Origin of the sequence: Streptomyces carpinensis (genome assembly GCF_002154505.1) — a bacterium.
GTDB classification, from domain to species: Bacteria; Actinomycetota; Actinomycetes; order Streptomycetales; family Streptomycetaceae; genus Streptomyces; species Streptomyces carpinensis.
This window is the reverse complement of record NZ_MUBM01000473.1, coordinates 1-5,993: the sequence shown is the minus strand read 5'-3', so window position 1 is coordinate 5,993 and position 5,993 is coordinate 1. Positions and strand designations below refer to the sequence as shown.

Here is a 5,993-nt window from a genome sequence, read left to right as displayed (position 1 = left end):
GCCCCCGCGCGCGGGGGCACGGCTCTGCCCGGCGGGTACATCGACGACCGAGAGGACTGGCGGCACGCCGTGGTCCGTGAGCTCAAGGAGGAGACGGGCATCGACGCGGCCGCACGCGATGTGCGGCTCGCCGACGCCATGAGCTCTCCCGACGGCCATCTGATCCTCTTCGGCCTGCTCCCGGAACGCCCCGCCGATGGCCTGCCGCAGTCCGCCGCCACCGATGAGACGGAGGGGTGGCACCTGCTGCGCAGGCCCGAGGAGCTCGCCTTCCCGCTGCACACGCTGGCCGTACGCGCCTGGTTCGAGGGCCGGTACTGAGCTCGGCACCCGCCCGGCCCGCGTGCACTTCAGTGCCCGTCCAGCCCGCGGACGCGCAGCGGGCGGGACGGGGCGCTCGCCCCGTCCTCCCGCTCGAGCTCCACCTCCACTCGCCGTCCCCGCAGCCGGACCACGTAACGCTCGATCTCCGGCTCCTCCCACCCGTCACCCGCGTCCGGCACCACCAGCCCGCCACCGGTGCGGCCGGGGGTGGGCGCCCACACCTCGAGCTCCAGTTCGCCCTGGTCGCCCCGCACGGGGATCACGGCACCCGCGCGCGCGAGCACCGGAATCCGTCCGAGGGGGGCGTCGACCAGCACCTGCCCCGGCCCCTCGTGGGCCCTCCCGGTCGCCGTGTCGTACCAGCGGCCCGGCGGCAGCCGCACCGCCCGCCGCTTCGTGCCGGGGCGGAGCACCGGTGCCACCAGCAGGGCGTCGCCGAGCAGGAAGGCGTCCTCGCAGTCGCGCAGGGCGCGGTCCTCCGGCGTGCCCCACCACACCGGGCGGACATAGGGCGCCCCGGTGCGCCGGGCCAGATGCGCCAGCGTCACGAAGTACGGCAGCAGGCGCCGGCGCTCGACGAGCGCCCCGCGCGCGTGCCCGAGCACCTCGGGCCCGAACTCCCACGGCTCCCTCCGGCCCGCCCGCAGGCTCGCGTGCGTCCGGAACAGCGGCAGATAGGCGCCCAGCTGGAACCAGCGCAGATACAGCTCCGGCGAGGGACTGCCGTCGAACCCGCCCACGTCCGGCCCCGAGTACGGCACTCCGCACAGTCCCAGCCCCAGCACCAGTGACAACGACGCCCGCAGCCCCGGCCAGCCCGTGGCCACGTCCCCCGACCAGGTCCCGCCGTAGCGCTGCAGGCCGGCCCACCCCGAGCGGGAGAAGACGAACGGCCGCCCGCCCGGCACCAGATCGCGCAGTCCCTCGTACCCGGCCCGGGCCATGCACAGGCCGTACACGTTGTGCGCCTCGCGATGGTCGCCGCCCCGGCCCTCCAGGTCGTGCCGGGCCGATCGGGGCAGCGTCATGTCACCGAAGGCGGCGAAGGAGGTCGGCTCGTTCATGTCGTGCCAGAAGCCCGCGAACCCCTGGTCCAGCCGCTCCTCGTACAGCCGGCCCCACCACTGCCGCACGCGCGCGTTGGTGAAGTCCGGGAAGACCGTCTCCCCGGGCCACACGACACCCCGTACGACGTCACCCGAGGCGTGCCGCACGAAGGCGTCCTGCGCCGTGCCGGAGTCGTGCACGGCGTTGCCCCGCGCGGCCCGCACCGCGGGGTCGACGATCGAGACCAGCCGGATCCCGTCCCGGCGCAGCTCCTCCGCCAGCACCGGCAGCTTGGGAAAGCGGTCCTGGTCGACGGTGAACACCTGGTGCGCGTCGTGGTGGTCGATGTCCAGGTGCACGGCGTCCAGGGGCAGACCGTGCTCGTGGTAACCCGCGACGATCCGCCGCACCTCCTCCTCGGTGCCGAAACCCCACCGCGCGTGATGGTGGCCGAGGGCCCACGCGGGCGGCAGCGCGGCCGCGCCGGTGAGCGAGGCCCAGGCGTGCACCACGCGCGCGGGAGTGCCGACGATCACCCAGCAGCGCAGCGGGCCGCCGTCCATCCGGAGCTCGCTCACCCCGGCCCGGTCGTGGCCCGAGCCGGCGCCCTCCTCACCCTCGCGCAGGGCGACCGTGCCGTCCCAGGTGCTGTCGTGGAACGCCAGATGCGTGCCCGCGTCGGCCACCACCCACTGGACCGGCATGGTGATGTACAGCGGGTCGTCACCTGGTTCGAACGGGTGACCGGGGTCGGTGTTCCACAGGCGATAGGTGCCGTCGCGCAGCCGCGGACCGGACGCCCGGCCGCCCAGGCCGAAGAACCGAGCGTCGGGCGCGACCTCCGACCGCTGCATCCAGCGCGCCCGGCCCCCGCCGACCGGCTCCCACCACCGGGGCGGCAGATCCCGGCGCAGGGGGATGCCCCCGGGGGTGCGCACCTCGATCGCACCCTGCCGCGAGACGGCCACGGTGACCCGTTCGGCCACCACCCGCCAGCCGCCCTCCTTGTCCGGCTCCAGCTCCGCGCGGGGGTCCGGCTCGGGGCAGCGGCCGGCCAGCGCGTACGACGGCTCGGGACCTGCCCCGTCCCAGCCCCAGAAGACGGCGCCGTTCACCGCCACCAGGATGCGCAGTTCGGTCCGGCTGAACCGCACCACACCGCCCCCGGGCCCCGGTGCCACCTCCCGCACCACGCCGGGCGTCCGTGCGCGCTCGGGCCCCCGCGGCGGCAGGGCCTTGGCGTCGGCGCGCTGCATGCGCCAGGCCGACCGTACGGTGCGCAGCCCCTGGGCCGCGCCCACAGAGCCGACCGCTTTCACCGAACGCACCAGGTCACGACCGTCCATGCTGCTCACCCTGCCACCGACCGCCCTCCGCGCGCGTGTCGTTCAACTGCCGTTCACCCAGGTCCTGACCACATCGTCACGACATGGACTATGTGGGTCGCACCCTGGTGCAGAAGTCGATCACATGGCATCGTCCGTGTCAGCCGCGTCACGCGCACACCCCAGCACGTGCGCGGACCGACGCACACGACGCGCACAGTCCGGGAGCCGCCCCATGTCGACCGCGAACCCTCTGCCCCTTTGGCAGCCCGATCCGCAGCGCATCGCCCAGGCACGGATCACGAAGTTCCAGGCCTGGGCCGCCGAGCACCACGGAGCACCGGCCGAGGGCGGCTACGCGGCCCTGCACCGCTGGTCCGTCGACGAACTGGACACCTTTTGGAAAGCCGTCACGGAGTGGTTCGACGTACGGTTCACCACCCCCTACGCGCGCGTGCTGGGCGACCGCTCGATGCCCGGCGCCCAGTGGTTCCCCGGGGCGACCCTGAACTACGCCGAGCACGCCCTGCGCGCCGCCGCCACCCGCGCGGAAGAGCCCGCCCTCCTGTACGTCGACGAGACTCACGAACCGCGCCCCGTGACCTGGTCCGAGCTGCGCCGCCAGGTGGGTTCCCTGGCCGCCGAACTGCGCGCCCTGGGCGTACGCCCGGGAGACCGCGTCAGCGGTTACCTGCCGAACATCCCCCAGGCCGTCGTCGCCCTCCTCGCCACCGCCGCCGTGGGTGCCGTGTGGACCTCCTGCGCCCCCGACTTCGGCGCCCGCAGCGTCCTGGACCGCTTCCAGCAGGTCGAGCCGGTCGTGCTGTTCACCGTCGACGGCTACCGCTACGGCGGCAAGGAGCACGACCGCCGCGACGTCGTCTCCGAACTGCGCCGCGAACTGCCCACCCTGCGCGCGGTCGTCCACATCCCCCTGCTGGGCACCGCCGCTCCCGAGGGCGCCCTGGAGTGGTCGGACCTGACCTCCGCCGACCAGGAGCCCGTCTTCGAGCAGGTGCCCTTCGACCATCCGCTGTGGGTGCTGTACTCCTCGGGCACCACCGGCCTGCCCAAGGCCATCGTGCAGTCCCAGGGCGGCATCCTCGTCGAACACCTCAAGCAGCTCGGCCTGCACTGCGACCTCGGCCCTGAGGACCGCTTCTTCTGGTACACGTCGACCGGCTGGATGATGTGGAACTTCCTCGTCTCCGGCCTGCTGACGGGTTCCACGATCGTCCTGTACGACGGCAGCCCGGGTCACCCCGACACGGGCGCCCAGTGGCGGGTCGCCGAGCGCACCCGGGCCACACTGTTCGGCACCTCCGCCGCGTACGTCATGGCCTGCCGCAAGGCGCAGGTCCACCCCTCCCGCGACTACGACCTGTCCACGGTCCAGTGCGTCGCCACCACCGGCTCCCCGCTGCCGCCCGACGGCTTCCGCTGGCTGCACGACGAGGTCCGCGACGACCTGTGGATCGCCTCCGTGAGCGGCGGCACCGACGTCTGCTCCTGCTTCGCGGGAGCCGTCCCGACCCTCCCGGTCCACATCGGCGAGCTCCAGGCCCCCTGCCTGGGCACCGACCTGCAGTCCTGGGACCCGAGCGGCGCGCCGGTGGTCGACGAGGTCGGCGAACTCGTCGTCACCGACCCCATGCCGTCGATGCCGATCCACTTCTGGAACGACCCCGACGGCAGCCGCTACCACGACAGCTACTTCGCCATGTACCCGGGCGTGTGGCGCCACGGCGACTGGATCACGCTCACCTCCCGGGGCTCCGTGATCATCCACGGCCGCTCCGACTCCACGCTCAATCGCCAGGGCGTGCGGATGGGATCCGCCGACATCTACGAAGCCGTCGAACGCCTGCCCGAGATCAAGGAATCCCTCGTCGTCGGCATCGAACAGCCCGACGGCGGCTACTGGATGCCCCTGTTCGTGCACCTGGTGCCCGGAGCCGTCCTCGACGACGCCCTCCTGAACCGGATCAAGCAGTCCATCCGCGAACAGCTCTCCCCGCGCCACATCCCCGACGAGGTCATCGAGGTGCCGGGCGTCCCGCACACCCTCACCGGCAAGCGCATCGAGGTACCGGTCAAGCGTCTCCTCCAGGGCACCCCGCTCGAGAAGGCGGTCAACCCCGGCTCCATCGACGACATCGAGTTGCTGCGCTTCTACGAGGACCTGGCCCGCAAGCGCGCCTGAGCGCGCCGGTCAGCCGCCGTAGGTGGCCTCGGACTCGCCGAGCACGGAGGCGAAGTCCGAGGCCAGCCGCGCCGCGTCGGCCGGTTCCAGGTCGGCGACGGAGATCCGTACACCAGGCCCCGACGACAACCGGAACCGCGCTCCCGCGGCGACCCACCAGCCGTAGGACCGCAACCCGTTCACCACGGCGGACTCGTCCGTCACGGCCACCCACACGTTCATGCCGCTCGCCCCGTGCGCCGGGATCCCCCTGGACGCCAGCTCCCTCAGGAGAGCGGTGCGGCGCACCGTGTACGTCTCGCGCGCCCGGGACACCAACGCGCGCGTGCCCTCGTCCGTCATCAGCCCGTGGACCGTCTCCTGGAGCAGATGACTGACCCAGCCGGACGTCAGCAGCAGCCGCCCGTCGTGACGGGCCAGGGTGGTGGGATCGCAGGCCGCGGCGGCCCAGCGCAGATCGGCGCCCAGGAACTTGCTCACCGTGCGCACGTGCACCCAGCGCGCCGGACCGTCGGCGGTCAGCGTCCGCACAGGCGCGTCCGTCACCGCCGAGGCATGGTCGTTCTCGACGACCAGCACGTCCTGGGATTCGCGCAGGACCTCGGCCAGCGCCTCGCGGCGCTCCGACGAGAAGCATCCGCCGTACGGATTCTGCCCGCGCGGGCTGTACACCACGGCCCGCACACCCGCCCCCAGGGCCCGCCGCAGGGCATCGGGACACATCCCTTCGTCGTCCACCGCCACCGGGACGCTGCGCAGCCCCAGCGCGGTCACCAGGTCCAGCAGATGGTGGTAGCCGGGATCCTCCATCGCCACCGCGTCGCCCGGCCGCAGCTCCACGGACAGCAGTCGTCCGACGAGATCCAGCGCACCGTGGGCGAACGTCACGTGCTCCACCGGCACGCCGTCGGGCCGCAGCCAGTCGCGCACGGCCTCCTCCAGCCGCTCCAGCCGTGGCGTGGAGCGGCTGGAGGAGGCCGTGCGCCACTGGCTGCGGCCCGTCGGCGTGCCGGTGGAGCACGTGACGTGCGCCTACGGTGCGCTGGAACTCGTCGGACGACTGCTGTCCGTGGAGCTGCGGCTGGGCGCCGCGG

Annotated in this window: 4 protein-coding genes; 2 read left to right on the top strand and 2 right to left on the bottom strand. The window is 73.3% G+C overall.

What is annotated here, in order from left to right:
* Positions 1-321, top strand: a 321-nt coding sequence (locus tag BZY54_RS43845; RefSeq protein WP_143668266.1) for an NUDIX domain-containing protein, incomplete at its 5' end; no start/stop codon positions are given.
* A 29-nt stretch (positions 322-350) separates the two neighbouring features.
* On the opposite strand, the gene BZY54_RS43840 is transcribed toward BZY54_RS43845, so the two are convergent.
* A complete protein-coding gene (locus tag BZY54_RS43840; RefSeq protein WP_086730942.1) occupies positions 351-2,717 on the bottom strand; it encodes a glycoside hydrolase family 31 protein in 2,367 nt (788 codons plus the stop codon).
* 214 nt (positions 2,718-2,931) lie between these two features.
* Here BZY54_RS43840 and BZY54_RS43835 point away from each other — a divergent pair, with 214 nt between their 5' ends.
* Entirely contained in the window at positions 2,932-4,899 is a 1,968-nt protein-coding gene (locus tag BZY54_RS43835; protein WP_086730941.1) for an acetoacetate--CoA ligase, read from the top strand.
* 9 nt (positions 4,900-4,908) lie between these two features.
* Here the strand turns inward: BZY54_RS43835 and BZY54_RS43830 are convergent, their stop codons facing one another.
* A complete protein-coding gene (locus BZY54_RS43830) occupies positions 4,909-5,841 on the bottom strand; it encodes an aminotransferase class I/II-fold pyridoxal phosphate-dependent enzyme (RefSeq protein ID WP_425276385.1) in 933 nt (310 codons plus the stop codon).
* Between the last annotated feature and the right edge of the window lie 152 nt (positions 5,842-5,993).

Bases quoted from the DNA above. Each gene is read 5' to 3' on its own strand.
- BZY54_RS43840 (WP_086730942.1), bottom strand. From the start codon at position 2,717: ATGGACGGTCGTGACCTGGTGCGTTCGGTGAAAGCGGTCGGCTCTGTG.
- BZY54_RS43835 (WP_086730941.1), top strand. From the start codon at position 2,932: ATGTCGACCGCGAACCCTCTGCCCCTTTGGCAGCCCGATCCGCAGCGC.